The organism is Collinsella sp. LCP19S3_C9, from assembly GCF_052121575.1.
GTDB lineage: Bacteria > Actinomycetota > Coriobacteriia > Coriobacteriales > Coriobacteriaceae > Collinsella.
The window spans coordinates 1-25228 of record NZ_JBQKDZ010000019.1 but is presented as its reverse complement, the minus strand read 5'-3'; the positions used below and the strand labels follow the sequence as shown (position 1 = coordinate 25228).

Below are 25228 nucleotides of genomic sequence, written 5' to 3'. Positions count from 1 at the left end.
CTTCAACTCCGAGCGGGCAAGCGACGCGCTCGGTGGCGCGACACCGGACGACTACCGGTCGTCGCTGGGGATGGCCGCGATTTAGCGGTCCAGGAAATCGTCCGCAGTCCCCCTCCATTCTGGGATGCGTTTTCCGCATGCGACTCCATTGGGAAACTGCATCCCATTCCAGACGCAAATTCTGGGACGCACTTTCCGCCGAGGGCTCTGCAGTTTGCCCTACTCTGCCAGATATGCTTCCAACGCCGACAAGGTCGCGGCCGCATCACGACGACCGACCTGGTAGATGCGCTCGAGCTCCTCTGGCTCGCGACACAGCGATGGCACCTTCACCGATTCGCTCGGACGCACCACGAAAACCTCGCCGCTGGCCTCGCGACGCGCCAGGTCGTCGAGTGCAGCGTTATATACCTCGTGCCGGCGTTCAAGCGCCTCGACAAACTTCGGATAGTGGCGGAACACACGTCGCAGCATGGGCATCAAACTGTTCGGCTGCTTTACAAAGCCTGCCGGCTGCGTCAGCACCACGATGTTGCGGTCATACCCCTGTTCGAATAACCACGCACTGGGAATGGAATCGGCCACGCCGCCATCCAGATATCGATGTCCGTCAATCCGAACGGGTTTGGTCGCCACGGGAATCGCCGACGATGCCCGAATCCACTCGATATCGCGCTCATCGCCATACGGCAGGTCGTGATAGACGGCCTCACCCGTCTCGATATCGGTGCACACACACGTAAACCGCATAGGACAGGCACGATACGCCTCTAAGTCGATAGGATCGCGCTCAAGCGGCACCTCATGATAGGCAAAATCGGCATTGAACATGTCACCGGTTCGCAACCAGCTTGTCACGCTCGCATAGCGCTTGTCGGCGCAATAGGCCTTGTTATACCGAATGGCGCGACCGATCTGGCGTGACTTAAAATTGTACCCAAACGCCGCACCCGCCGAGACACCCACCATATGGTCACAAGTTAAGCCGTGCTCCATCCAGACATCGAGTACGCCCGCCGTATACATACCGCGGTAGCCGCCTCCCTCGAGTGCAAGCCCCACCGTGCGCGTCGTATCCGGCTGTGTCATGCGACCATCTCCGTTCCTGCGTTTAAAACCGGGACAAGTATACCCGTCAACATATAGCGTCTCAGTCGCATTTTTATCGGACATCTCATCATTGCGGTACCGTTTAGCGAATAATGGCCGCGCACAGCATGGGCACCCATATATAATTCTGCGCTGTTGTTTATACTACTCAGCAGTTATCAACTGCAAACATTAGCCGGTAAATTAACCCAACAACGCAGCGAGGCGGGGCCTGGATACACGCAAAGCGCCGAACAACAACGCGTGTGCACAACGAGCTCGCCCGACGCAATTCGCCCGACCTCAGAAAGCCGCTTACGACATGGATACTGTCAGCAATTACACCGAGACGCTCGAAAAGACCGTCCGCGACCTTCTTGAACGTCAGGACGATCTGATCAGGACCGCCTTTACCGACCAGCTTACCGGACTTGGCAACCGCGGCGGCTTTGTCCGTTCCCTCGAGGAGCTCTGGGAGCAGGAACTGCCCGTCACCATGGCTTTTATCGACATCGATAACCTTAAGCACTGCAACGACGTCTTTGGGCATGACGAGGGCAACCGCTACATCTTGCAGGTAAGCCTCTATCTCAAGCTGTATATGAAGGTGGACGAGGCGGCGTTTCGACTGGGAGGCGACGAGTTCGCCATCCTCTCTACGATTGCAACCGAGGACGACCTCGCCGATCGTCTGGAACACTGCCGAACAATCTTGCTCAACAACAACGATTCCGGGATGCCCCACTCGTTTAGTTACGGAGTGTCCCACGCCGACCCCGCCCTGGGCGAAGCCCCCAATCGCATGACGCTCGATGCCGACCATCGCATGTACGACTACAAACTACGCCATGCCTTGCACCTCGATCGACGCAATATCACGCAAGTCCATACCGACGACTTCGAAATAAGCGACCGTGTTTTCGACGCCTTTTCGATGCTCAACGAAGGTCGTTATTTCTTTATCGAGAACTTGGACAAACATCGCACCCTTTGGTCACAAGGTGCCTTGCGCGATCTCGGACTTCCTTCAGAGCACATAGACAACTGTCGCGATTACTGGAAAAAGCGCGTCCATCCCGATGACCTTGAGGCTTTTACCGACGACTTCGACCAAGTCTATAACGGCTCCAAGCACCATCGAGTCATGCAGTATCGTGTACGCAACGCCACAGGCGACTACGTGCTCTGCCGTGCTCGCGGTTTTCGCATCGATGGGAGCGAAAACGAGCCCTCGCTCTATGTCGGCGAGCTCGTCAATCATTCCCTTGCCGAGACCGTCGACGCCGCCACGGGGCTTGGAACGCAGCGTATGCTGGTCAACGCTATCGATGCCTGTCGCCGTGACCGCTGCAAAACAGGACTCATCGCCGTGCGCGTTCGCGGCACGACGAAGCTCAACGAGCTCTATGGAGCCGAGGCGGTCGACAGCATGCTTGCCGAATACGCAAGCCGTATGCTGTCGATCACCCGCGGTAGGAGTCGCGTCTTCCGTTCACGAAGTGTCCAGTTCGTCGTGCTCAGCAACGCTTTGGACCACGGGGCATTTGAACTCCTGACCCATCGTCTAAAAGAGACCATTTTTGCCCCCGTTCAAATCGCGGGCGACACCATCACTCCCGTTTGCATTGTCGCCCCGGTCTTTTACGAGCGCCTGGACTACCAAACATCTGCTGTTTTGCGCGAACTCGACCGTCGCCTTCGCACGGCTGGCGGGCTTGTCCCCAACGACAGCCTCCCTATACCCGAGATCGAGCGCAAAAGCGCAATCGCCGAACGCATCGATATGCTCACCGGCCTCTGCCGACCCAGCGAGTTTATGCGCCGTGCCAATGCCTTCATCAAGGCAAAGCGCGACGGCGCTTGGTGTATCGCCACCGTCGACATGGGCCACATGCGCCTATTTAACGAATGGTATGGACAGGCCGAAGGCGACCGTATGCTTGCCGATGTGGGCACGGTGCTCAAGGATATCGAGAACGCCGACATGGGTGTCGCGGGATACTGGGGGCAAGACGACTTTTGTCTGCTCATACCCTTTGAGCGCGATTTCGTTCACCGAGTCTATGCGCGCGTGCGCGAGGCTGTAGCCAAGCACGACGACGGCGTAGGCTTTTGGCCGTCCATGGGCGTATGCCCCATCGACGCGAGCGAGGAAATCACCATTGATGCCCAGGCCAAGGCCATGTTTACCAATCGACGCGCCAAAAACGACTTTAAGGAGCGCATTGCCGTTTTCCGCCCCGAGGAATACGAGCATGAGGTTGCGTTCCACCACACGCTAACCGAGTTCCAGTATGCGCTCTCAAACGGCCGCATCACTTACTACCTGCAGCCCCAGGTCGATATGGAAACCGGCGAGATCATTGGCGCCGAGGCGCTCACACGCTGGATTGACAAGGATGGATCCCTCATTTCACCTGTCACCTTTATCCCCGCTCTCGAGGAAAGCGGCTTTGTGGTAACGCTCGACAAATATGTTTGGCAGGGCGTTGCCACATGGCTTCGTGAGCGTCTCGATCGCGGTCTTCGCGTTGTTCCGATCTCCCTCAACGTGTCGCGCGTGGACATTCTTGCCTGCGACGTTGCCGAACATATGGGGGCGCTCGCCGCTCAATACAACCTGCCGCCCGAGCTCATGCGTATCGAGATCACCGAGACCGCCTATACCGGAGAGTCCGAGGCCGTGGATAAGCTGACCGCGGATCTGCACACCCGCGGCTTCTCGACCTATATGGACGATTTTGGTACCGGCCAGTCCACGCTCGCGATGCTCAGGAACGTGAATGTTGACGTCATCAAGCTCGACCGCACCTTTGTGCCCACCGACCGCGATCAAGGCCGCAGCGCGCGGATCGTGTCATCGATGCTCGAGATGGCGCAGTCGCTCCATCTGCCCGTTGTAATCGAAGGCATCGAGACAAATGAGCAGGCAAACATGCTACGCCACATGGGCGCCCGCTACGCTCAGGGTTTCCTCTACTACCGACCCATGCAGGCAAAGGATTTTGAGGCATTGCTCGATGGCGGCAATAACAACTGATACGCTCGCGCGCAAAACGCCACCGTCGAAGGAAGCATTTGTCCCCATGGCTAACTCATATCCCCAATCCAAGCCGAATTGGGGATATGATACAAACCGTTGTCCTGCCCAAGGAGGTTATCCATCATGAACGAGTCGTACCGCATGGGCGAGCAATCGATTATTGCCTATCTTCAGCGACTTGCGAATGGCATCTCGACCGCCGAACTCGATGTTGCCGCGCTGCCCGCTGGGCTACGCGCCGTTGGTGAGCAACTACAAAAGACGTATGCCATCCTGCAACAAGAGCGCCAGCTGCTTGAGCGCAACGCCTATATCGATCCGCTCACCAACTTGGGCAACCGCGGCGGACTCGACCGTCACGTCGAGCAGCTCTGGCGCAAAGGCGACCCCTTCACCTGCGCCTATATTGACATCGACCATCTCAAGCATTGCAACGATATGTTTGGCCACGCCGAAGGCAATCGCTATATTCTGAGTATTTGCCGCACACTCTCCGAAACCATGGAGCACGATGAGATGCTGTTCCGTATCGGTGGAGACGAGTTTGTGCTTATCTCGCTCTCCGCAAACGAGACTGAACTCGAGCAGCGCTTGGAGCAGGTACGTGCCGGGCTGATCGAGGCGAGCTCAGGTGGCAAGGCGCCCATGATCGCCAGCTTTAGCTTTGGCTGCTCGCGCGTCGATCCACTTGCCGGCGACACGCGTCGCCAGATGACGATGGATGCCGATCGCAAGATGTATCGCTATAAGCTTATGCATCGTGTGCAGCAACCGAAAGACAATGACGCGCCGCAACGCCCAATCGTCGATCAGCTTCCCTGCAACGACCGGGTGTTCCAAGCGATCTCCATGAGCTCCGAGACGCGCTATCCGTTCATCCTTAACCTCGATACGGGAGAATCGCAATGGTCGGTTAACGCCGTGCGCGATTTTGACCTGCCCTCCCAGCACCCTTTTAACTCACTCGACATGTGGCTCGCCCGCGTTCATCCCGAGGACCGCGACAACGTGCGCGCCGAGCTCGACATGGTGATAAACGGCACGTGGCACTTCCATTACATGCAGTATCGCGTAATGGATGCCACCGGAAAATACGCGCTTTGCGACTGCACGGGCTACCGCTTGGACGGCACCGATACCGAGCCCAGCATGTATGTGGGCATTATCATCAACCGAAGCTTGGCAGATACGACAGATTCCGTGACTGGCCTAGGCGATATTCACGCCCTGGTCAACGCCATTGGTGAAATGCGTCGCGTGGCGCGCGAGGCAGGCTTTATTGCCATTAAAATCAACGATATCGCTCAGGTCAATGCCCGCTTTGGCTTTGATGCGGGCGACCGTGTTTTGGCAGAAAGTGCCGCCTGCCTTATGGAATGCTCGCGCGGCAAGGGTCGTCTGTTCCGCTCGACGGGACCAATGTTCGTGGCGCTTTTCGACGACTTTGATCCCGAAGAGACCGACGCGATCGCAGACGAAATCGAGCGATTCTTGGGGTCGCCCGTGCTCTTTGGCTCATTTGAATATCAGCCGCCCATTCGTGTGGCGACACTTCATCTAGACGCTGTCGACCGACAGCCCGTTTCCATTTTGAACGAGCTCAAAGCGCTGCTTGAAGAGGCGCCGCAAGTACCGGGCACCAAGCTGGACTAGCGTCGTGGGGAGCGATGTGAAACACAAGCCGTTTCACATCGCTCCCCACGCCATCTGCCCTCTCGTGCGATAATCCTCCGCAGAAGTCACCGACAGCAGAGGGAGTTTGTGATGAAGGTTCTTTTGGTCAATGGCAGTCCCAAGGCAAACGGCAACACCGCCCGCGCACTCGCCGAAGTCGCCGAGCAGCTCAATGCCGAAGGCATTGATACCGAGGTGTTTCAGCTGGGCGCCAAGCCCATTCGCGATTGTATCGGTTGCGGCCAGTGCGGCAAGCTTGGCGGTCGCTGCACCTTTGACGACGACGTGGTGAACGAGCTCATCGCTGCCGCTGAGCAGGCAGACGGCTTTGTCTTTGGCTCACCCGTCTACTATGCGCACCCCAGCGGACGCATCCTTTCGGCCCTCGATCGCGCCTTCTATGCGGGCGGGCACGCCTTTGCGCACAAGCCCGGCGCCGCGGTCGCTGTCGCCCGTCGCGGTGGCACGTCGACCACCTTCGATGTGCTCAACAAGTACTTCACCATCAACCAGATGCCCGTAGTCGCCTCCACGTACTGGAACAACGTCTTTGGTCGCGTGCCCGGCGACGCCGATGGGGATGCCGAGGGCCTTGCCACCATGCGCAACATCGGCAAGAACATGGCCTGGCTCCTGCAATGTATCGAAGCAGGACAGGCCGCCGGCATCAGCGCGCCCGAAGCCGATCGCGAGCGCACCAACTTCATTCGATAAGTCCAGCGGTGGTCACCTCGATGTTCTATCAATGTCAGCGAAAAGCCAGCTGATGAGGCAAGGTGCCTTGAAAGAGGAGGGCGCTGGGCTGTTGCCCGCGCCCGACGATTGAAAGGCAGATTGCCCATCAGATGGCTTTGCAGCGTCGAGGTGACCGCCGTTCGTTAGAACGGCGGAACAGATACATGAACGTGCAAATCTTCGGCACCAAAAAGTCCTTCGATACCAAGAAGGCCCAGCGCTATTTTAAGGAGCGCCGCATTAAGGTGCAGTTTATTGACCTTAAGGAAAAGGAGATGAGCAAAGGCGAGCTCACGAGCGTGATGCAGGCGGTCGGCGGCATCGACAAGCTGCTCAACCCCAAAGCCAAGGACGAGGAGACACTCGCACTTATCCAGCACCTCACTCCCAGCCAGCGCTTTGATAAGCTGCTCGAGAATCAGCAGGTACTGGCCGAGCCCATCGTGCGCAACGGCAAAAAGGCCACCGTCGGTTATTGCCCCGATGTATGGGGAGCCTGGGAGTAGCCTGTGTTATTTGCCGGCGCGTGGGTATAAGAGCAGGCGTTTGGCATAAGATTCAGCTGTAAGCCATATCTAACAAAGGAGGGCACATGCCCAACAAGCCCGTGAAGATCATCATGCTTACCGGATACCTCGGTGCCGGCAAGACCACGCTGCTCAACCATATCCTCGCCAACGACGGCGGTATCCGCGCCGCCGTGATCGTCAACGATATCGGCGAGATCAACGTCGACGCCAGCCTTATCGCCGACGGTGGCCTTTCCGAGACCGACGACCTCATCCCGCTCACCAACGGCTGCATCTGCTGCACGCTTTCGGACGACCTGGCCAACCAGCTGCAGGGCATTGCCGATTCGGGCAAGTTCGACTACATCATCATCGAGGCCTCCGGTATTTGCGAGCCTATCCCCATCGCCTACACCATCTCGAGCTTCTGCGACGAGGCCAAAGTGGGCGGCGAACCCAAGCTCGCGCTCGACAACATCGTTGCCGTGGTCGACTGCGCCCGCATGTACGACGAGTTCAACGGCGGTCGCGACCTGCTGGCCGAGGATATCGACGAGGACGACATCGAGAGCCTGCTCATCCAGCAGATCGAGTTTTGCTCCACGCTGATCCTCAACAAGACCGATACCGTGAGCCCTGAGCAGATCGCCGAGCTCAAGGCCATCGTGCGCAGTCTGCAGAAGGACGCCGTGATTGTCGAGGCTCAAAACGGCGAGGTCCCCATGGAGGAGCTGCTCGATACCGATCGCTTCGACTTTATGCGCGCCTACAACTCCGCCGCCTGGATCGAGGCCATGGAGCATCCCGAGGAGCACGACGACCCCGAGGTGCTCGAGTACGACATCGAGACCTTTGTGTACTCGCGCCGTAAGCCGTTTGACCTGCAGAAGTTCACCGATTTTGTTGAGCAGGAGTGGCCCGACGAGGTCATTCGCGTCAAGGGTCCGCTGTGGCAGACCGGCGATCCGGACATGTGCTACATGTTCGAGCAGGCCGGACGCCAGATGCGCCTGATGGAGAACGGCCTGTTTGTCGACTCGGCGCCCGAGGGCGAAAAGCAGAAGATCATCGACGAGAACCCCGAGATCATGCAGATTTGGGACGACGAGACGGGCGACCGCATGACGAGCCTGTGCATCATTGGCCGTCACATGGACAAGGATGCGCTCATCGCCGCCCTCGATGCCTGCCTGACCGACTGGCACCGCGCTTAGGTTATCCAAGTGGGCGTTTTCCGCCCACGTAACCGCCAAACCACCACGAAGGTACCCTTCGTGGTGGTTTTTCGTTCTATGCCAAGGAGATTCATGTTCAATATCGTGCTGTATGCGCCCGAGATTCCGGCCAATACGGGTAATATCGGCCGTACCTGCGTGGTCACCGGCGCCCGCCTGCATCTGGTGGAGCCACTGGGCTTTTCGCTCGACGACAAAACGGTGCGTCGCGCCGGCCTGGGCTACTGGCAAAACTTGGACGTGACGACCTATGCCAGCTGGGAGGATTTCCTTGCGCGCAATGACCTCTCCCCCGCCGACGACCGCTTGCATCTGCTGACCAAAAAGGCACGCCGAACCTATGCGCAAAGCACTTACCGTGACGGCGACTATTTGGTCTTTGGCAGCGAGAGCTCGGGCATTCCCGAGGAGCTGCTCGCCGCAGCGCCCGAGCGCTGCGAGCGCATCCCCATGCTGCGCGATTGTGACTCACTCGACAACGCCGAGGCCTGGGAAGCCCACGAGGAATCGCTCGGACATACCGAGGACGGCCATGAGGCCATCCTTCGGCAGGATATCTGCGGCAACTTCGTCAATCCGGACGACTACCGCATCAGCGCACTCAACCTCTCCAACAGCGCCGCCATCGTCCTCTACGAAGCCCTGCGCCAGACAGGCTTTGCCGGCATGTAAAAACCTGCCATTAGGGGACGGGGCAGAAATGGTAGACTTTCAAACCCTCTAACCCTTGAGAAATTGGTTTTGGCATCAAAGCGACAAAGGGCTGCCACTTTGTCGCTTTGCCTATAGATAGCGGCCAGTAATGCTCTTGGAGCAAGCAGCGATATCCGCCGGAGTGCCGGCGCAGACGACTTGCCCGCCCGCATCGCCACCGCCCGGCCCCATGTCGATCACATAATCGGCATTGCGGATAAGGTCGAGATCGTGCTCGATCACGATAACCGTGGCGCCCTTGGCGACGAGGCCGTCAAACACGTTCAGCAGCACCTGAACATCGAGCGGATGCAGGCCGATCGTGGGCTCGTCGAATACGAATACGGCATCGTCCTGCACGCGGCCCATCTCGCTCGCAAGCTTTAAACGCTGCGCCTCGCCGCCCGAAAGCGCCGGCGTGGGCTCACCGAGTGTAAGATAGCCCAAGCCCAGGTCGTGCAAGGTCAGCAAGCGCGCCTGAACCTTCTTGAGCCCCACCGTGGCGTCGAGAGCCTCGTCCACGCTCATGTCCATGAGCTGCGGCAACGTAAGCTTGCTCCCGTCCTTGCCCTCGCGATGGATATGCGAAGCCGTGTCTGCGTAACGCGAGCCTCGACATGCTGGGCAGATGATCTCGACGTCGGGCAAAAATTGCACGTCGAGCGATATCGAGCCCGTGCCATCGCATGTAGGGCAGCGCAAGGCGCCAGTGTTGTAGCTAAAGGCACCCGCCTTGTAGCCGGCTGCCTTGGCCTCGGGCGTACGGGCGAAAGCGCGACGCAGCTCATCATGGATGTCGGCATAGGTCGCAACCGTCGAGCGCACGTTGGCGCCGATAGGTGTAGCGTCAATCAGGTTTGCGCGTGCGATACCCTCGGCGTCGACCCAGCGCACATGGCTTGGCAGGCGCTCGCCAGCTGCCTGGGCCTTAAGCGCCGGGATGAGTGTCTCGAGCACCAACGTCGTCTTACCCGAACCCGAAACGCCCGTCACCGCGACAAGGCGACCGCGCGGTATATCGACTTCGAGCGGTTTGACGGTATGGATGGCATCGGTTGCCATGCGGATGTGGCCCTGATCGAACATTTCCTCGTCAGTCACCTGCGGACGCATACGCTTGGGGTCTGCGCGCAAAAACGGGGCGATGCGGCTGCCCTGCGATTGTTCGACCTCGTCCATCGTGCCAGCGGCAATCACATTACCGCCGCCTGCTCCGGCAACGGGGCCCATCTCGACCAGATAGTCGGCTGCCGCCAGTACGCGCGTATCGTGGTCGACAACAACCACGGTGTTGCCGTCATCCACCAGATCGCGCATCACGCCCACCAAGCCGTCGACATTGGCAGGATGCAAGCCAATCGAAGGCTCGTCCAACACATAGAGCACGCCCGTCGATCGGTTGCGCACCACGCGGGCGAGCTGCACGCGCTGACGCTCGCCCGTGGAGAGCGTGGCACCGGCGCGATCGAGCGAAAGGTAGTCGAGACCCAGATCGACCAGGCGACGGGCCGCGCTCAAAAACGAATCGCAGATATCCGCCGCCATGGGCCGCATCTCGGCCGGCAAGGATGCGGGCACCCCGCGCACCCACTCAATCGCCTCGCCCAGCGTCATGGCCGCGGCCTGCGCCAGATTGATACCACGCACCTGGGGCTGGCGGGCGGTCTCGGAGAGGCGCGTGCCGCCACAGTCACGACATGGCCCCTCGCGCAAAAAGCGCGCCATGCGTTTTAAGCCCTTGTCGTCCTTAACCTTGGCGAGCGCATTCTCGACGGTATAGACGGCGTTGTAATAGGTAAAGTCGAGCGGCGTGGCGCCCTCGCCGTTTTTGGGAACGTAGAGAATGTGCTTCTTAACCGCCGGGCCGTGGAACACAATGTCACGCTCTTGAGGCGTGAGCTGGTTAAACGGCACGTCGGTACGCACACCCATCTCGCCTGCCACTTGCTTCATCAGATCCCACATGAGCGTGCCCCAAGGAAGCACCGCGCCTTCGTTGATAGTCTTGGACTCGTCGGGCACCAGGCTCGCCTCGTCCACCTCGCGCATGACACCGGTGCCGCCGCAGGTGGGACACGCGCCGCCGCTGTTAAAGGCAAGATCCTCGGCACCCGGCGCGTAGAACTCACGGCCGCACTCGGGGCACGTGAGCGACAGGCCCGCGGCCACGTTAAGGCTCGGCTCCACGCGCGCCCCGCAGTGCGGACACACGTGATGGGCGCAACGGCTAAAGAGCAGACGCAGGCTATTGTTGAGCTCGGTCATGGTACCAAAGGTCGAGCGCACACCCGGCACGCTGGGGCGCTGATGCAATGCGAGCGCCGCCGGTACGTGCAGTACCTCGTCCACTTGGGCATGTTCGGCCTGTGTCAGACGGCGGCGGGTATAGGTGCTAAGCGCCTCCAGGTAGCGACGCGAGCCCTCGGCGTAAAGAACGCCCAGTGCCAGCGAACTCTTGCCCGAACCCGATACGCCAGCAATACCCACGAGCTTTCCCAGCGGAATATCGATATCGATGTCCTTGAGGTTGTGCACACGCGCGCCACGTACCTCTATAGCCTGCGGGCTCATCTTCTGTTCCGTCACCTTTATCACCCTACTTATGCCATAAAACGCGGTCGCGAATGTATTCGCCCAGCATGGGCACGGTAAACCGGACGAGGCCGTATCCGGCAGCCTCGATGACGCGCTCGCGAATCAGGCTTGCGCGATATTTACTCGCCCAGCTTTGGGTGCGGTCGCAGCGCTCAATGATGTCAGCCATGCGCGTCGGCTTGCCCCCATCAGCCGCCATGGCCTCGATAAAGAGGCGCTGCGGACTGCGCAACCCGTAATACAAAGGGGCGTCGACTGCTTCATAGAACTCGGAGATGGCATCGGCGTAGCCAGCCTCGACATCGCACACTTCAATGACCCGCGAGTCACGCCGGACAGCAGACCTCCACATGTAATATCCCACCAGCTGAACCATATAGGGATACCCCATGCTCTTGCGCGCCGCAAGGTCCGCCGTCTCCGCATCAACGCAAAGACCAGTGCCTTTGACCGTCTGGATATATGAATCGCGCACTTTGGGCAAAGAAATCGCCCCCAGCGTACGCTGCTGGGCGCGGCGCAAAAACGTTACGCTCGGCTCTTCGAGCAAGTCATCGACCATGCTGGGCAAGCCGGCAAAAACCAGCGCAAGACCGCGCTGGTCGCTATCGGGCAAGCCCGTAGCATCCTGGTCTCCGAGCACCTGCTGATAGAGAACGGCCAGCGCCGCCAGCTCCTCGATAGATGCCGATTGGGCCTCGTCAATCGCAAACAGTAAGCCCTTTCCCGGCCCGAGTTTCTTGAGGCGTTCGTTGACTAACCCGCGCAACGTCTCGCCTTTTGCCCGCGCCGCCTCGACCGACATTCGGCCAAACGACGGACCAAACTCCATTGACGTCACAACGGGTTTATTCGAGCGAAGCGCGTCGGCCAAGCGGTCGCATAGGCCAAGCGAGGCGGAATCGGAGACAACCGCCCATCCGCGCTCGCTAGCTAAACGCTGCAGCTCCCGCAAGAGAACTGTTTTGCCACAGCCGCGGTTTCCCGTAATGAGCATGAGCCTGCCCGGCGCTCCGGCGCCGTTATCGAGCCCTTCCTCGAAATCTTCGATGACCGACTCGCGGCCGATGAGTATCGGAGGCCGCTTGCCAGCCGTGGGCTTAAAGGGATTTGGATTCATGTCGGCCTCCTCGGATTGGCAAACCCCGGTAACAGTTATACCAACTTATACCGAGTTATACCAACAGGATGCGACAAAGAGACTCACCCTCTATCACCTATGGCCGAAAAACTCGACGTCCGCCGCTCGCCAGGGGCGGAAGGTGGCGGGATCGACCTTTACGTGGGCTGCCTCGGGGACGTCGTACCACTTGACCGTGTAGCCGGCGCCGTGAGAGCAAAAGACCGAGTCGGGCGTGTTGGGTAGATCGGCCTCGGGCTCATAGGCGACAGTCTCGATGACGCGCTCGGCATCATGGCATGCCGCATAACCGGCAAACTCCAGGTACAGATGCCCGCGACCGCTCGTGTAGGCGGCCACCTCCAGCGCATAATCCTGCACCTCGGATGCCGGCACGCGACCCACAAGCTTTGCCCGTTCGCCCGCCATCGTCGGCGGCTCGTAGTCGGCTCCCATACGCGTGGCGTCTGACAACGCCCTGCCCACACACTCCCCCGGCACCTCGAGCTCAAAGCGATACCACGGCTCCAACAGCACCGCCGCGCCGGCCTCACGCGCCTGCATGAGCCCCTGGCGAATCGCGCGGTACGTGGCCTGGCGAAAGTCGCCGCCCTCGGTGTGTTTGGCATGCGCGCGGCCGCCCGTGAGCGTAATGCGCACATCGGTGATGGGCGAGCCGGTCAGCACGCCCAGGTGATCTCGCTCCATGGCGTTTGTGAGCGCCAGGCGTTGCCAGTTAAGATCGAGCTCGTCGGTCGAGGTCACGGTGCCAAACTGCACGCCCGAACCCGCTGGCAACGGCTCCAGGCTCAGATGCACCTCGGCATAGTGGCGCAGTGGCTCAAAGTGGCCCACGCCCTCGACCGGCTGCGAAATGGTCTCCTTATAGAGAATGCCGCCGGCCTCAAACGAAATCGAAAGGCCAAAGCGATCGGCCAACACCCGCTGCACGACCTCGAGTTGCACGGCGCCCATCAGCTGCAGGTGAATCTGCTCCAGATGAGTATTCCAGCTTACGCCGAGCATGGGGTCTTCGTCCGCCAACTCAGTCAGCGCTTTAAACACCGCATGGACATCGTGTTCGCCCGGAAGCACCGTATAGGTGAGGACCGGAGCGATGACGGGCGCATCACACACGGGCTCCGCACCCAAGGCGTCCCCTGGGCGAACGTGCGCAAGACCCGTCACGGCACAAATACCGCCAGCAGCAACTTCTTGGGCAAGCTCATACTTTTCGCCGTTATAGATGCGCACCTGATCTACCTTCTGCTCCCATGCCTCGGCACCGGAACGCCCGCTGATCATCTGTTTTGCACACAGCGTGCCGCCGGTCACTTTAACCCATGCCAAGCGCTCGCCGCGATCCCCGCGGCTGACACGATAGACGCGCGCGGCAAACTCCGGAATCCATATCTGTTCGCGCATCAGCGCGCATATGCCATCCAGCAGCTCGCTCACGCCCTGGTCCTTGAGCGCCGAGCCGGCAAAGCAGGGAAAGAGCTTGCGCTCGGCAACCATGCGCGACAGCGTTGCGACGGAAAGCTCACCTGCCTCAAGAAACTCCTCGAGCGCCGCCTCGTCCAACGCAGCAGCGTCCTCCTGAACGGCGCCGCCCTCCAGCAGTTCGTTGGCATCCAGGCAGCCTTCGGAAAGACGCCGCCCAAGTTGTGCCAGCAAAACATCGCGGCCGGGATTCTCCAAATCGATTTTGTTGATATAGATGAACGTCGGAATGTCATAGCGTGCAAGCAGGCGCCACAGGGTTTCGGTGTGCCCCTGCACGCCGTCGTTGGCGCCCACAACTAAAATCGCGTAGTCGAGTGCGCGCAGCGTGCGCTCCGCCTCGGCAGAAAAATCGACATGCCCCGGTGCATCCACGAGCATGACGCGGGTATCACCGCGGTCGAGCACGGCCTGCGACGAGAAAATCGTAATGCCGCGCTCGCGCTCGATCGCGTTAGTGTCCAGATGCGAATCGCCATCGTCCACGCGGCCGCGCTTACGAATGCGACCCGCATTGAACAGCATGGCCTCGGCCAGCGTGGTCTTGCCAGCATCGACATGCGCCAAGATTCCAACGACCGCTTGCTTCGACATGGCTCTCCTCTTATTGCAAGCCCGTCGCACGCGGAAACGGGCGCTCTCGTTCCACACTGGATGATACAATTTACGGGCCGGCGGGCGAAGCGGGCCCTATCCCCCGACAGAGCTCATCGCCCCGCGTTGCCGTGCGGCGATTTTCGTAGGTTCGCGCCTTGCGAAAGCCGGCACCTCCCCTTTTTGCCTGCCCGGGCTCATCCGGGGCGGCAACAACGCGAACCCCACAACAGCGAGGAGTCACCATGAAGACATTGCTCAACGAGTTCAAGGAATTCATCAATCGCGGCAACGTGATGGACATGGCCGTCGGCGTGATTATCGGCGGCGCATTCACCGCCATCGTGACCTCACTTACCGATAACATCATCAACCCACTTATCTCCGTGATTGCCGGCGGTAGCGCTACCGAGATCTCGGGGCTGGTGGTGCCGGGCACTAATATCGACTTTGGCGCCTTTATCGGCTCGTGCATCAATTTTTTGATTGTGGCGGCAATCGTCTTTGCCATCGTCAAGGCATTCAACAAGGCGCAGGAAATCGGCGACAGGCTCGCCGGTGCCACCGCCGAGGAAGCCGCACCGGCGCCCGTCTGTCCGTATTGCCTGGAAGAGGTGCACGAAGGCGCGACCAAGTGTTGCCACTGCGGAAGCGAGCTGCCCCGAGCGTAGGTGCCTTAGAGCCGACAGCGAGCGGCATCTACCACCTTACAAAACAGCGCAGCGATTAAAAATGGCCCCACCCGGGGCCATTTTCGCTTACTTGGAGCGTAGATACGCGCCCCCGCTCTTATGCCTCGCGCAGCCAGTCAAACGCAACACGCGGCGTGCCGTCCGACACACACACGACGCCGGCACGCTCAAACCCCGCTTTAATACTCGCGCCCTGCATGGGCAGGTTGTCCCGATGCGTATCGATACGCAGATGGTCGGCACGCTCTTTGGCAAAGGCGAACATCGCAGCCGCGATACCGTGCACGGTGCCGTCGGACGCCACACGGTGCAGCACGGCGTACGGAGTGTCGCTACGCCATTGCCCGTCCTCAATTACGTCATAGCACTCGTCCGGGCCCGGTAAAAAGGCAAACGTCGCCACCACGCGGCCGTCGACTTCGAACACATAGCTACCACCGGCGGCGATATCGGCAGCCAGCTGCTCGGCAGAAGGCGTGCCCTCGGGCCACTGCGTGGCGTTGCCATGCGCGCGCATAAAGGCACGGGCCGCGTCATAGATAGCCATGACGGCGGGAATGTCGGTATCGAGGGTTTTTCTGATCATCACGCGGCGACCTCACGTTTATTGGTATCACTTTGATTGAGCAATGATACCAGCGTTTGAAGAGGGGCGAGAAGCAGATGGGAAGCAAAAAGCGAGCCGCCTGGTCAAAGGCCAAAAGCGAGTTTTTGGGCGCTGCCACCGGTGGCGCTATGAGCGACCTGTTTGCGCGCGAGGACGAGCACCGCGACGCCCTGAACGCCGAGCGCGATGAAGCCTGGCGCTACAAGTCGTGCGAGCGCAAAAACCGTTACGGCACACGCGCCGAGGCCGAGGCCGTTATGGCCGACTGCGAAAACCGCGGGCGGCGTGGTTTGGCCTGCTACAAATGCGAATACTGCGGCGGCTGGCACCTGACGTCGCACCCTTGGAAATAGGCCCCGCATCGGCACGGCACTGACGGAGCGCCAACCATCGCCCGCAAGCTACGGGCGCGGCGGCACCAGAACATCGTAACGAACGGCCTTGCCCGCAAGTTGATAGCTCGGCTTAACGCCAGCAAGCAGCGGCCCCTTCACCGGCCGCTTGATAACGACCTTGCGCGGGCGCACCGCAAGCGCAGCTTCGACCAGCGTCTCCTCATCGGCACACGGCTGTTCCAGATGATGCAAGAGTTGGAACTTCTTTTTAACCGCCGCGCTCTTTGTGCGCTCGGGAAACATGGGGTCCAGATACACCACGTCGGGAGCGGTGAGCTCGCCCTGCCCGATCAACTCAGTTATATGGTGAAGGCCGGCAATGCTGTCCTCGCCCGCATGTAAGCGCATGCGTGCCACGGCAGTCGCAAGCGCCGGATTATCTGCCGCGCGATCCAAGGCATCCTTGAGGAGCGCCGCGATCACGCAATCCTGCTCATACAGATCGACGGTAAAGCCCGCAGCCGCCAGCAGCAGCGAATCCTCGCCAAAGCCTGCCGTGGCATCAATCGCCCATGGGCACTCGACGCCTTTTGCGCGCGCAGCCTTTACCAACAGCTCTTGCTGCAGACGACCCTGTTTGAGCCGTGGCAGCATGCGGACAAAATCGGCACGCAACTCCATCGTGCCGTCGATGAGCGTGAGGCCCGCGGACTTCCCGGTCAGCTCAAGCCCCGCGGCCCGAGCAACAGAAAAGGGATCGACGACGCCCATGGGTACTCCTTAACAAGCAAAATGAATACGTGAGCGCCGTTTATGCCAGCACCCAACCGTCCGCTATTGTCCCACATGCGACATGGCCCACAGCATCCCAATGCAAAGCACCGCCATCAATCCCGTGCACACGGCAGCGATCACAGAATCGCCCATGCGCCTTCCCAACGACCGCGGCTCATGCACTCGCCCTGCTCCGTACATCATGGCTCCTCCTTAAGAACAGCTCCTTGTTACGGTCTCATCATCGCAGTGCCGCACATGAGCTGCCATCGATTTGGCTTACGTCCAGCTTTCCTTTTTGAAAGGTCGAATTGGGCTGCGCGGGCTCAAAGCGCTTTCAGGCGCACGCATCGCTGCGTTGAACTACAATGTGCTTCACCATATGTGCAACACATGGGCTACGCCAGATCGGCGTACTCGTATCGAAAGGACCAGCCATGAGCTCCGCTCGCAAGACTCTCAAAATCCTTGCCCTCATCTACTTTGTTTTGGGCATCGCCAACCTCGTCATCGCCGGTATCGGTATCGCCAGGGGCAGCCTCGATTCCACGTACGGGTCGAACGCCATGCTCGCCGCGGTCGTGCTTGTCGTCAAGGGCATTGTCGATCTTTCCGCAGGTGTTGCGGGCATCAAGGGCGCCAACAAGCCCTCGCAGGTGGATAGCGCGTTTAAGCTCGGCATCGTTGCCGCAATCGCCACGATTGCGCAGGCCGTGCTCACGCTTCCCGCACTCGGCGGCAGCGCCGTCAATATCGGTGCCTTTGTCATCGTGGTCTACGACCTGTTCTTTGTTCAGCAGGCGCACGCCGTTAAGGCCGAGAACAAGGACCGCCTGTAGGCACTCGCTTCTCATAACCCCCGCAGCCAAGCAACTAACATGGGCCGATCGCGCAGTAACGCGGTCGGCCCTTTACATTTGCCCAGATAAAACCTGCCAAAATAAACCTGTCCCTTTTTGGCAGGTTGGTTAGCTGTGGTGGTACTCGGCAATGATGAAGTCGATGTCGGTTTTAAGGGTGTCCAGGTTTGCCAGGCGCTCTTTGTCGGTAGGGCGTGTGCGGTAGTAGTACGGCGTCATCTGGAACACCGCCTCGATGTCGGCCTGGGTCTGGAGCGTAATATTCGCGGACACCCGCTGTGTGCCGACCAGTTTAAGCTCCATCGTCTTCGGAAGCTTTTCGTCGTTGAGGTACGGCGTGTCGTAGAGCACCTCCTTGAGCCCAAAGAGATGACGGGCACCCGGCACCACGGTGTAGAGCGAACCCTCCGGCGCCAACACGCGGGCAAACTCGCGCTCGTTAAAGGGAGCAAAGAGCTCGGTCACCATATCGAAGGCGCCATCGGCCACTGGGATGTCTTTCATGTTGGCCACAAAATAGGTCGCATCGCCGCGCTTGGCGGCCAGGCGTACCATTTCTTTGCCCAGGTCAAAGCCATAAGCGTCCACGCCCGGCACCGCGCCCATGGCGCTGGTGTAGTAACCCTCACCGCAGCAAATATCGAGCAGCGTCATGGGGCCGCCTGTAGACGCAGCACGCCCAGAAACCCGTTTGCGCACCAGCTCGACCATTGCATCGCGCAGCGGCGCATAGTAGCCACGGTTCAAAAAGTCACGACGGCTGCGTGCCTGCGACTTGGGATCGCCCATGGAGTCGCCGCTCTTGGACGAACGTAGCAGATATAGATAACCCTCGCGCGCACGGTCAAACCGATGTCCGCCCGCGCATGCAGCACCGCGCTCGTCGTCCACCAACGGCTCATGGCAAACGGGACACAACAACATGGCAACTCCTTAGCGCGAACAACACAACGTATACCATTGTCGCACGCCTTCCCCACCTAGTCATTGGGGACGTTCTTGAATGACTAGTCGTTTAAGAACGCCCCCAATGACTAGGTGATTAGGAGTATCATCGTCTGCGCAAATAAGCACGAAATAGCACGTTAGAGATTGAGAGCGTATGGCTGATACCGCATCTAAGCACATCGACATGACCACCGGCTCACTGTGGCGCAATATCCCCCTGTTCGCCTTGCCCGTGGCCGCCACGAGCATCTTGGAGCAGCTGTCAAACCTCATCGCCACGGTCATTATCGGTAACTTCTCGGGCGACCAGGGAACCCTCGCCATGGCGGCAGTCGGCTCCAATGTTCCGCTTACCAGCCTTATGCTCAACCTGTTTATTGGCATGTCGCTTGGCTCCAACGTGGTCATCGCCAACGCTATCGGCCGCAACGATCAGAATATGGTCAAACGCGCCGTCCATACCTCGATTTTAATGGCGCTCGTGGGCTTTGTCGTCATCGCTCTGGGCGAGATCTTTGCCGAGCCCATGCTCGCCGCGCTCAACGTTCCCGCCGAGACCATGCCGCTCGCTTCGCTCTATCTACGCGTCTTTTTGCTCAGCATGCCCTCAATCTTGCTCTACAACTTTGAGGCCGCGATCTTCCGCTCCGTCGGCATCACCCGCATGCCGCTGCAAGCGCTTGCCGTGTCCACCGTCCTCAACATTGGCCTGGACCTCATCTTTGTCCCCGTACTCCACTGGGGCGTCGCGGGTGTCGCCATCGCCACCGCCATCGCCTACACCGTCAGCGCCGCTACACTCTTTATCCGCCTGCTCAAGACCGACTCCGTCGTCCGCGTCACCCCGCGCGACCTTGCTATCGACCCCGTCGCCCTCAAGCGCATCGTCAAGATCGGCCTGCCCGCCGGCATCCAAAGCGCCGTCTTTGCCGTCGCCAACATCATCATCCAGTCCGCCATCAACAGCCTGGGCACCGAGGTCATGGCGGCCTCGAGCGCCGCCATGAGCCTGGAGTGCGTGTGCTACAACCTGCTCAACAGCTTTAGCCAGGCTTGCACCACCTTTGTGGGACAAAACCACGGTGCCCGTCAGATCGACCGCTGCACCAAGACCCTTAAGGTCTGCCTGGTCGAAGGCGGTGTCGTCGCGCTCACCACGATTATTGTTATTGTCGGCCTGGGGCGCGAGATCCTGTCGTTGTTCAACAGCGATCCCAACATCGTCTCAATCGGCTATATCCGCGTGTGCTCTATCTTCCCTGCATACGCCTTTATCATGCTCTACGAGAACATGTCCGGCTACCTGCGCGGCTTTGGCATCTCGCTCATGCCCGCCCTTATCACCATGATCTGCGTCTGCGGCATCCGCTTCTATTGGGTATTCTGCGTGTTCCCGCACTTCCGCACCTTTGCGAACATCATGATGGTCTACCCCATCAGCCTGGGCACCACGGCGTTCTTTATGGTCGTGGCGGTACTACTCTGCCACCCGGCACGCACCCATCGCGCTACCCAAGCCAAAGCGACAGCCTGCTAAACACCGCACTCAACGCCACGCCAGTCATTAATTGACAATATGCGAGCTCATATAGTCGATAAAGCGCCTCGTGGCGATAGGCATGGTGTCCCAGCTGCGCCAGGCCGCCACTACGTCGCGTGAGGGGGCGTGCACGATGGGACGTACGCGAATATCGGCCCGCATGCCCTCCACAGTACGACGGTAGAGCATACTCACGCCTAGACCCTCCTCCGCCATCGCCATGATGGTGTAGTCGGCGGTGGACTCGCCCCTCATACAGCCGCGGCATAAAGGCAACCGGTGCGCCTTTACAATAGATGCCAACATAGCATTTGCCATAAAGGAGCTCCATGGACACCGCAACTCGTGACCGCAACATAGCAACTTGGTTGGGCGATGCGCCGCAGCCGGTACGTGACACTACGAACCAGCTGCTCGAGCGCATCGCCCTTTTGCGTGCCGAGCAGACCATCTACCCGGCACAAGACGACATCCTCAATGCCCTCGCCTACACGCCGGCCGACCAGGTCAAAGTTGTCATCTTGGGCCAAGATCCCTATCACGGGCCCAACCAGGCCATGGGGTTATCGTTCTCGGTCCCCGCGATGCAAACCAAGTTGCCGCCAAGCCTGCGCAACATCTATAAGGAACTCAAAGCCGATCTGAGTTGTCCCATTCCCGCCACGGGAGATCTGACGCCATGGGCACAACAGGGCGTCCTGCTCCTCAACACTACGCTTACCGTGCGCGAGCATGCCGCGAACTCACACGCCAAGCTGGGCTGGAGTACGCTCACCGACTACGTTATCGAACGCTGCTGCCAGCTACCCCAACCGGTAGTCTTTTTGGCATGGGGCCGCTTTGCCCAGCAGATGGTTGAGGGCAAGCTCGCCGCAATCGACGCGGGCAAAACAACCGGCAAGTTCTGCCTTGCCTCCACGCACCCCTCGCCGCTTTCGGCCAACCGTGCCACGGCAGAACTCCCCGCTTTTATGGGGTCGCGACCCTTCTCGGCAGCCAATCGGCTACTCGAACAGCACGGCTCGACCCCCGTCAACTGGACTTGTCTCGGCTAAAAATCGATACATCAAAAACGCGCCCGACGGCTTTCCATCGGGCGCGTTTCCTATTCGGGCCAAATAAATTGTGTGCGGCCGGCCTCGCCACCATCAATGAGCAAGCTCTGCCCGGTCATAAACCGGTTGGTCACGCCCACAAAGTAGATCCACTCGGCGATCTCTTGGGCGGTTGCCCAGCGTTTAAGCGGCGTAAGCTCCATAATCTGGTTCCACAGGTGTTCGTCTTCCATCACGCAACGGTTGAGCGGCGTGATAACGCCACCCGGGTCCACACTGTTGGCGATGGCCTGCGGTGCCAGGCGGTTTGCAAGGTTCTTGGTGTAGGCGATAACGCCGCCCTTGCTGGCAGCATAGGCGGGAAACTCCGATCCCGTATGCCCGCTCGCCGACCCCACATTGACCACGGATTTGATAGCCGACGCCGGCTTGGCAGCAAGCCCCTCCCCCACAAAGGCGTAGCGCTCGGTCACGTTGATGGTGCCACACAGGTTGGCGGCGATATCGTCGACCGAATCCTGCGTACCCGCAACGTTCACGATCACTTGGGGTTCAAGGTCGCCTGGAAACGAGCCCGGCTCGCGGACATCAACAATCAGATGGCGGTAGCGCTCGTGTTCGATCACCGCCGGCAGCAGATCAAAGCCCACGACCTCGTGGCCCTCGTCCAAAAAGCGCCGCACGCACGCGGCTCCGATACCGCCCGAAGCGCCCGTAATCAAAACCCGCATACTTGCTCCTTAGGCGGTTGCGTGGCGCTTGAGGTACTCGGCGCCCACATTCTCACGCTCCCAGCCGCGCACGACCTTGTAGCCCACGGGGCTCAGGAAGACCTCGCACAGCAGCTCGGCGACAGCGCCGGTCAGCGAGCACATAAGGACCTGCACCCAGGTCCAACCAAAGAACGTGTGGCTCACCACAATGGCAAAGACCAGGTTGTCGATAAACTGGCCAACACCCGTGGACACATAGGAGCGGAAGGCGAAGCTCGCAAAGTTATTCTTTTTGAGCATACGGCCGAGCGACTGGTTGAGCGTGGAGTTAACCACGGCAGAAACGAACATTGCCAGCGAAGAGCCCAGCACCACGTACCAGGTGCCGCCGATGGTGGCGTTAAGGGCGGTGTTGACCTCGATCATGCCCGTGTCGTAGTAGGCGCCCCACATACCGGGTGTGAGCGAGCACGCCCAAAAGCACAGGCTCACGGCAAGGTTGACCGCCAGTGCGAGGATAGAGATTTTGATGGATGCCTTGGCGCCAAAGCGCTTGCAGATCATGTCCTGGCACAAAAACGAGACCCAGCTCACCACAAAACCGCAATCGAGTGCCAGATACGGCAGGCTGATGAGCTCTTTGTTGGCCAGCAGGTTCATCATGATAACGCTCACGAAAAACAGCGAAACCGTTGCCGCGGGAATGCTCCGCAACAGGACCTTGTAGTCCTCCATGACCTTCTTGATCATTATGTACTCCTTTGGTTTTAGGTTTAACGAGCAGGATATCGGACCCGAACTGCTCGGACGCCCCGGTCTTGAGGCGACGGTGGGCATGATAGCCGCTCATGCGGCATCAGGCAAGCAGGCAGCGCGGCAGCCCCGCAGGGCCACCGCGCCGATGCGTTAAAAGACTACGTTGCCAAACTCCGACAGGATAAGGTCGGGGTTGTGGTCGGTTGCCCAATCCACGTTCCACGGGCTCGTAAACAGCAACAGCTTGCCACCGCGCATGTCCTCGACGCGCAGCGTGTCGCGCGTGAGCGAAAGGCCTGGGATATCGATGGTGTCGGGGTCGTTCTGGATCCAGCGAATGTCCGTATAGGGCAACGGCTGGCGACGAACCTCAACACGATATTCGGCCTTGAGGCGGCGCTCGAGTACCTCAAACTGTAGCACGCCGACCACGCCCACGATGACGCTCTCCATGCCGGCACCCAGCTCGCGGAAGATCTGGATGGCGCCCTCCTGGGCAAGCTCCTCCATGCCCTTGACGAACTGCTTGCGCTTGAGCGTGTCGACCTGCGTAATGCGAGCGAACATCTCGGGGGCAAACGTCGGAATCTGTGGATACTGCACATGGCGCTTGCCGGAGCACACGGTGTCGCCGACGCTAAAGATACCCGGGTCGAACAGGCCCACGATATCGCCCGCGTACGCCTCGTCCACGATGGCGCGGTCGTCGGCCATCATCGACGTGCCCGTGGCAAGCTTGAGCTTGCGGTTGCCCTGCACGTGGAAGGCATCCATGCCGCGCTCGAACTTACCCGAGCAAATGCGCACAAAGGCGATGCGGTCGCGGTGGTTCTTGTCCATGTTGGCCTGGATCTTAAACACAAAGCCGCTAAAGTCGTCGCGGCAGGGATCGACCGGTTCACTGGTAAGCGTATCGGTATAGGCACGCGGTGTCGGGGCCAGACGCAGGAACTCCTTAAGGAAGGGTTCCACGCCAAAGTTGGTAAGCGCCGAGCCAAAGAACGCCGGGCTCAGCTTGCCGCAGGCCACGGCATCCAAGTCGAGCTCGTCGCCGGCACCATCGAGCAACTCGATGTCGTCCATCAGGTTCTTATGGTTCTCCTCGCCGATGAGCTCATCCATGGAAGAATCGCCCAGCTCGGCCTCGACCTCGGCGACCTTCTTGGTGGCGTTGGCGTGACCGTCGCCCTCAAAGGCAATGACGCGACGGGTCTGACGATCGAACACGCCGCGGAAATTGCGGCCGCTGCCGATCGGCCAGTTCATGGGATACGTATTGATGCCCAGGACATTCTCGATCTCTTCCATGAGCTCAAACGGATCGCGAGCCTCGTGGTCGAGCTTGTTCACAAAGGTGAAGATGGGAATGTGGCGCAGCGTACAGACCTTAAAGAGCTTCTTGGTCTGGGCCTCGACGCCCTTGGCGCCGTCGATGACCATGACTGCGGCGTCAGCGGCCATAAGGGTACGGTAGGTATCCTCCGAAAAGTCCTGGTGACCGGGGGTATCGAGGATGTTGACGCAGGCGCCGTTGTAAGTGAACTGCAGCACCGAGGAGGTGACGGAAATGCCGCGCTCCTTCTCGATGTCCATCCAGTCCGAGACGGCATGCTTGGCCGAGCTCTTGCCCTTGACCGAGCCGGCGGTCTGGATGCTGCCGGTATAGAGCAGCAGCTTCTCGGTAAGCGTGGTCTTACCGGCATCCGGGTGGCTGATGATCGCGAATGTGCGGCGCGACGAAATTTCATCCGACAGGCTTGCCATGCGGATCCTTTCTTGCATTGAGTGCATTACGTCGTTGTAACCGCACTATTGTAGCCGCGAAATTCCGCTCTAGGGCGCCTATCAGGACAAATTCATCAGTTGGGGCCTGTGTAGCAGTCGATGACGGCACTCCGCAGCAGTTTGTCTCGATCTGTAACATCTAGACGGTTTTTGAACCTCTACCTGTTACAGATTTAGACAAACAGGTGGGCGTCCCAGAAAGATCTCGATCTGTAACATCTAGCAGCCAAAAACTTCTCCAGTTGTTACAGATTGAGACAACCAGGTGGGCGTCCCAGAAAGATCTCGATCTGTAACATCTAGCAGCCAAAAACTTCTCCAGTTGTTACAGATTGAGACAACCAGGTGGGCCCACCAGCAAAATCTCAATCTG

22 protein-coding genes are annotated in these 25228 nt (G+C 59.6%); 11 read left to right on the top strand and 11 right to left on the bottom strand.

From position 1 onward, the window contains the following. Positions 1-219: 219 nt before the first annotated feature. Positions 220-1089 carry a patatin-like phospholipase family protein gene (locus tag ACTQXI_RS08390; protein ID WP_441048514.1) on the bottom strand — a complete coding sequence of 290 codons (870 nt, stop codon included), beginning with the start codon at positions 1087-1089 and terminating at the stop codon, positions 220-222. 322 nt (positions 1090-1411) lie between these two features. Here ACTQXI_RS08390 and ACTQXI_RS08385 point away from each other — a divergent pair, with 322 nt between their 5' ends. The 6 genes from ACTQXI_RS08385 to ACTQXI_RS08360 all read left to right on the top strand — a co-directional run bounded on the left by ACTQXI_RS08385 (position 1412) and on the right by ACTQXI_RS08360 (position 8957). Next, positions 1412-4129: an EAL domain-containing protein gene (locus tag ACTQXI_RS08385; RefSeq protein ID WP_441048515.1), complete on the top strand. Its 2718-nt coding sequence runs from the start codon at positions 1412-1414 to the stop codon at positions 4127-4129. Between the two features lie 126 nt (positions 4130-4255). Then, on the top strand, positions 4256-5785 hold the full coding sequence (locus ACTQXI_RS08380) for a diguanylate cyclase domain-containing protein (protein ID WP_441048516.1): 1530 nt from the start codon (positions 4256-4258) through the stop codon (positions 5783-5785). A gap of 111 nt (positions 5786-5896) precedes the next feature. Beyond that, entirely contained in the window at positions 5897-6520 is a 624-nt protein-coding gene (locus ACTQXI_RS08375; protein WP_427728306.1) for a flavodoxin family protein, read from the top strand. 185 nt (positions 6521-6705) lie between these two features. Then, on the top strand, positions 6706-7047 hold the full coding sequence (locus ACTQXI_RS08370; protein WP_055252194.1) for an arsenate reductase family protein: 342 nt from the start codon (positions 6706-6708) through the stop codon (positions 7045-7047). A gap of 86 nt (positions 7048-7133) precedes the next feature. After that, complete coding sequence (locus ACTQXI_RS08365) at positions 7134-8264, top strand: GTP-binding protein (RefSeq protein WP_427719863.1); 1131 nt, start codon at positions 7134-7136, stop codon at positions 8262-8264. Positions 8265-8357: 93 nt separating this feature from the next. Continuing rightward, complete coding sequence (locus ACTQXI_RS08360; protein ID WP_441016550.1) at positions 8358-8957, top strand: tRNA (cytidine(34)-2'-O)-methyltransferase; 600 nt, start codon at positions 8358-8360, stop codon at positions 8955-8957. Positions 8958-9068: 111 nt separating this feature from the next. On the opposite strand, the gene ACTQXI_RS08355 is transcribed toward ACTQXI_RS08360, so the two are convergent. The 3 genes from ACTQXI_RS08355 to ACTQXI_RS08345 all read right to left on the bottom strand — a co-directional run bounded on the left by ACTQXI_RS08355 (position 9069) and on the right by ACTQXI_RS08345 (position 14790). Then, positions 9069-11549, bottom strand: a complete 2481-nt coding sequence (locus ACTQXI_RS08355) for an excinuclease ABC subunit UvrA (RefSeq protein ID WP_441048560.1) — start codon at positions 11547-11549, stop codon at positions 9069-9071. Positions 11550-11574: 25 nt separating this feature from the next. Further along, on the bottom strand, positions 11575-12693 hold the full coding sequence (locus ACTQXI_RS08350; RefSeq protein ID WP_441048517.1) for an AAA family ATPase: 1119 nt from the start codon (positions 12691-12693) through the stop codon (positions 11575-11577). A 93-nt stretch (positions 12694-12786) separates the two neighbouring features. Beyond that, on the bottom strand, positions 12787-14790 hold the full coding sequence (locus ACTQXI_RS08345; protein ID WP_441048518.1) for a GTP-binding protein: 2004 nt from the start codon (positions 14788-14790) through the stop codon (positions 12787-12789). Positions 14791-15035: 245 nt separating this feature from the next. On the opposite strand from ACTQXI_RS08345, the gene mscL reads away from it, so the two are divergent. Then, positions 15036-15461 carry a large conductance mechanosensitive channel protein MscL gene (gene mscL, locus ACTQXI_RS08340; protein ID WP_154517006.1) on the top strand — a complete coding sequence of 142 codons (426 nt, stop codon included), beginning with the start codon at positions 15036-15038 and terminating at the stop codon, positions 15459-15461. A gap of 118 nt (positions 15462-15579) precedes the next feature. On the opposite strand, the gene ACTQXI_RS08335 is transcribed toward mscL, so the two are convergent. Beyond that, a complete protein-coding gene (locus ACTQXI_RS08335; protein ID WP_441048519.1) occupies positions 15580-16068 on the bottom strand; it encodes an N-acetyltransferase in 489 nt (162 codons plus the stop codon). Between the two features lie 77 nt (positions 16069-16145). On the opposite strand from ACTQXI_RS08335, the gene ACTQXI_RS08330 reads away from it, so the two are divergent. After that, complete coding sequence (locus ACTQXI_RS08330) at positions 16146-16442, top strand: hypothetical protein (protein WP_441548507.1); 297 nt, start codon at positions 16146-16148, stop codon at positions 16440-16442. Between the two features lie 48 nt (positions 16443-16490). Here ACTQXI_RS08330 and ACTQXI_RS08325 read toward each other — a convergent pair whose 3' ends face one another. Then, positions 16491-17195, bottom strand: coding sequence for a class I SAM-dependent methyltransferase (locus ACTQXI_RS08325; protein WP_441048521.1), 705 nt, complete (start codon positions 17193-17195; stop codon positions 16491-16493). 440 nt (positions 17196-17635) lie between these two features. Here ACTQXI_RS08325 and ACTQXI_RS08320 point away from each other — a divergent pair, with 440 nt between their 5' ends. Beyond that, complete coding sequence (locus tag ACTQXI_RS08320) at positions 17636-18037, top strand: hypothetical protein (RefSeq protein WP_427719347.1); 402 nt, start codon at positions 17636-17638, stop codon at positions 18035-18037. A gap of 129 nt (positions 18038-18166) precedes the next feature. Here the strand turns inward: ACTQXI_RS08320 and ACTQXI_RS08315 are convergent, their stop codons facing one another. Then, positions 18167-18982: a putative RNA methyltransferase gene (locus tag ACTQXI_RS08315; protein ID WP_441048522.1), complete on the bottom strand. Its 816-nt coding sequence runs from the start codon at positions 18980-18982 to the stop codon at positions 18167-18169. Between the two features lie 178 nt (positions 18983-19160). On the opposite strand from ACTQXI_RS08315, the gene ACTQXI_RS08310 reads away from it, so the two are divergent. Next, positions 19161-20543, top strand: a complete 1383-nt coding sequence (locus ACTQXI_RS08310; RefSeq protein WP_441048523.1) for an MATE family efflux transporter — start codon at positions 19161-19163, stop codon at positions 20541-20543. A gap of 27 nt (positions 20544-20570) precedes the next feature. Here ACTQXI_RS08310 and ACTQXI_RS08305 read toward each other — a convergent pair whose 3' ends face one another. Next, a complete protein-coding gene (locus ACTQXI_RS08305) occupies positions 20571-20801 on the bottom strand; it encodes a LysR family transcriptional regulator substrate-binding protein (RefSeq protein ID WP_441548506.1) in 231 nt (76 codons plus the stop codon). A gap of 74 nt (positions 20802-20875) precedes the next feature. Between ACTQXI_RS08305 and ACTQXI_RS08300 the strand changes: the two genes are divergently transcribed. After that, a complete protein-coding gene (locus tag ACTQXI_RS08300) occupies positions 20876-21601 on the top strand; it encodes a uracil-DNA glycosylase (RefSeq protein WP_441048525.1) in 726 nt (241 codons plus the stop codon). Positions 21602-21651: 50 nt separating this feature from the next. Here the strand turns inward: ACTQXI_RS08300 and ACTQXI_RS08295 are convergent, their stop codons facing one another. The 3 genes from ACTQXI_RS08295 to ACTQXI_RS08285 all read right to left on the bottom strand — a co-directional run bounded on the left by ACTQXI_RS08295 (position 21652) and on the right by ACTQXI_RS08285 (position 24834). Beyond that, positions 21652-22332, bottom strand: a complete 681-nt coding sequence (locus ACTQXI_RS08295; protein WP_441048526.1) for an SDR family NAD(P)-dependent oxidoreductase — start codon at positions 22330-22332, stop codon at positions 21652-21654. Between the two features lie 9 nt (positions 22333-22341). Beyond that, positions 22342-23064 carry a VUT family protein gene (locus tag ACTQXI_RS08290; protein ID WP_229770709.1) on the bottom strand — a complete coding sequence of 241 codons (723 nt, stop codon included), beginning with the start codon at positions 23062-23064 and terminating at the stop codon, positions 22342-22344. A gap of 156 nt (positions 23065-23220) precedes the next feature. Continuing rightward, positions 23221-24834 carry a peptide chain release factor 3 gene (locus tag ACTQXI_RS08285; protein ID WP_427719358.1) on the bottom strand — a complete coding sequence of 538 codons (1614 nt, stop codon included), beginning with the start codon at positions 24832-24834 and terminating at the stop codon, positions 23221-23223. Positions 24835-25228: the final 394 nt, after the last annotated feature.